Genomic DNA, 2,851 nt, shown 5'->3' on the forward strand with positions numbered 1-2,851 from the left:
GCCCTACAGCGACGACGCCGAGCGCTTCTGGGTTGAAGCAAACTGCCTGGGTAGCGATGAGAAGCTCCTGGTGCCCGCCGACTGTGTTTTTTCAGGGGCGAATCTGCCGCGAGCGTCTGAGTTCGGCATGTTGATGCGGCAAACCTCATCGGGCTGCGCCAGCGACGTATCGCTGGATGTGGCGATTGAGCGCGCGGGCCTCGAAGTGATTGAGCGGGATGCTTTCGTCAGGCATTGGCTTGCACAGCGCCCGGGCCGCCTGGTGGCACCCGATTCACTTCCGGCCGGCATTCAGGCCAAGGCGCGCGGCTGGGAGGCGCGCGGCTGCACCTTGCGCATCGGCGTCTTCGCGGGCGCGTGGGGGCCGGTTATTTTTATCGCGATTGCTTCTGCCGTCCACCAATTTTCCGTGATCGCGGCATCATGCTTCGGCTCTATGGAGGCATCCATCACGCATGCGCTGAGCGAAGCAGAAACCATCGGATTGCTCTCCGTGAAATCCGGCCCGCCCAAGCGGCYGGCGCCGAAGGCGGTGCAGACGCCAACAGACCACGGTCTTCTCTTCAGGCAACCGGCCCACTATTTAAAGACGGCGGCAATCACTGAGGGGGGGGACGTGGTGAGGTTCGCGCAACTGCAGGCAACATGGCCCGCGACCCTGGCGCAAAGGCTGCAGGTCGCGCCACGGCCCCCCAAGGCCGTGTGGGTGGATTTAACCCAGCGAGCGGCTCCCGAATCACTTGATGGTCAGGTCATACGTTCGGTGCGGGTGCTGATTCCGGGCGCTATTCCCATAGGGTTTGGGTATGACGGTTTGCCTTTGGGCATGGACGAGAAAATCGCACCCGGGGGAAAGTTCCCCCATCCTTTCAACTAGCGACAAGTCGCCCCCCGCAATAGACAACGACTGAGGACTCATGGCCTTCCCTACTTTTTTTGACCACTTCCGCGCTGTGCGCGGATGGGCGGCCCAGCATGACGCGAAGGTTGAGATAGACATTCAGACCGTGCAACTGGAAATACGCTGTGCCAACGTGTATTTCCGGTTCTACCCGATCTTTGCAGCGTCTGTCCGCAACAAGCTGGTTCACATCGAAGACCTGATGGAGTCGGTGATTGCATTTGGCGGATGGCGCCCTTACAGGCCTTATTCCACGCCGCTCTCTACCGAAAAGCGGCTGTTCAAGCAGCACCTTGACCAGGCCGGTGTTCGCACGCCCCAAATGTGGCCCCCGGGCCAGCAGCCGACGCAAAGCTACATCCGGAAAAAATCCCGAGGCTCGTTCGGCTACGACATCCAGGGGCCATTTCTGGCAGCCGTCCCGGTGCCGCCCCTTGAGCCAGACAGCTCTGATACCGGCACATTCCATGAACAGTTTGTCGCCGGCAAGATCGTGAAGATCTGGTACTGGGGCCACACACCGTTCTTCGCCGACATGCAAGACTACGCCAAGGTCATCGGCGATGGCGTGTCAACAGCCGGCGCGCTGGCCGAAGCAAAAGTCAGGCAGGACGTCGGTGCCAACATTCTGGCCGACAAGGCAATACTGGTGTCGTGCATGGCCTACCAGGGCTTCTCGCCCACAGATGTCCCGCCTGCCGGGCAAGAGATATGGATTGATTTCCGGTACGGCCGCAGCTTCGCACCACGCCAAGGGGGCGCCAAAGCCGGCAGCGCCTTGGCGGAATTAAAAACCGTGTGTGGCGAACAGATTGCGCAAATGGGTTCACTGATGCGCACTGCCTTGCAGGAAGTCGGGCCGGCACCCCTGGCCTACTCGGTAGATGCCGTGCTCGACGACGAAGGTCAGCTGTGGTGGCTCGAGCTGAATTCCCATCCCATGTTTCCGCATTCGGGCTATGACGTCATGTTGAGTGACATTTTCAATCGCACGGCGGGGGGTGAGTTGTTGCCCGGTTGATGTCGTGCAAACGCTGACAGCAACACGAATGGCCAAGTTCCGGAACCTCTATCGCAACATGGTCCCGGGTCGCCTTGATCTGGCTTGGGCCGCGCACCGGACGCCTGGGATTGACGACACGGCCACGCCGGTACGGCGTATGAGTACTCCAAGGGGCGGACCGGCTTCAATGCAATTTAATACTATGCCCACCGGCGGCTACTTGACGGTCCAGTACTTGAAGACGATGACGCGCCGGTCTGTGGGGCAAATACGGGAGACCGAGCGGCCGACATGCGTCGGGTCACCGATGATCTTCATGATGCGGCCAGGCTTTGGCATGACGGCAGCGGTGATCTCGTTCTGCTCATCGAAAACAAGGGTTTCGCCGGCCCAGGCCACATTCCATTCCCGGTTGCAGTAAACCAGCGCCGTGTTGTGCAGGGGGCGCTTGTCTGCTTCGCCTATATCCTGATGCAACCGACCTTCGGTGCCGAAGGTATTGGCGCTGATCATGCATTCGTACAGTCGTACCGGGTGATCATGGCTGGCCTTGATCAAGTCCCAGCATTGCGTGATTGACTGGAGAGTGTCATCGAGTGCGCGCATATTGGGCTCCACATCATCGATAAACGGCTCGTCCGCGAACGCAACGGGGTAGTACCAATGCATGTCAAGCTCATGCGATTTAAAGCGTTCCCATCGATTCAGGAAATGCATGGGCATCCACGAGACGGCCTCGATCAGGGACGTCATTAATGCTTCAGGCAGTAAATCGTCAATAACTGTGATGTTCGGGTTGTTGGTATGCATAGTCGGGATGAAAGCAGGCATCGAGGAGCTCGTTGAGCGCAGGGCTCACCCGGCACTCTCGATGCGCTGCGGTTGGGCAATGATTTATCGGCTAACGTTGTCGCCGCAGCCACCGGAACTCAGGGGCAAGCCGGCTT

Annotated in this window: 3 protein-coding genes; 2 read left to right on the forward strand and 1 reads right to left on the reverse strand. The window is 59.5% G+C overall.

Annotation, left to right across the window (positions count from 1 at the left end; genetic code table 11):
- Both AC1D1X_RS19840 and AC1D1X_RS19845 read left to right on the forward strand, forming a co-directional pair.
- On the forward strand, positions 1–877 hold an 877-nt coding region (locus tag AC1D1X_RS19840), incomplete at its 5' end, for a YcaO-like family protein (protein ID WP_477698969.1).
- A gap of 40 nt (positions 878–917) precedes the next feature.
- Complete coding sequence (locus AC1D1X_RS19845) at positions 918–1,922, forward strand: hypothetical protein (protein ID WP_477671721.1); 1,005 nt, start codon at positions 918–920, stop codon at positions 1,920–1,922.
- A gap of 198 nt (positions 1,923–2,120) precedes the next feature.
- Here AC1D1X_RS19845 and AC1D1X_RS19850 read toward each other — a convergent pair whose 3' ends face one another.
- A complete protein-coding gene (locus tag AC1D1X_RS19850; RefSeq protein WP_477671722.1) occupies positions 2,121–2,735 on the reverse strand; it encodes a hypothetical protein in 615 nt (204 codons plus the stop codon).
- Positions 2,736–2,851 lie beyond the last annotated feature (116 nt).

The sequence above is a fragment of the Polaromonas sp. P1_G4 genome (assembly GCF_056405475.1).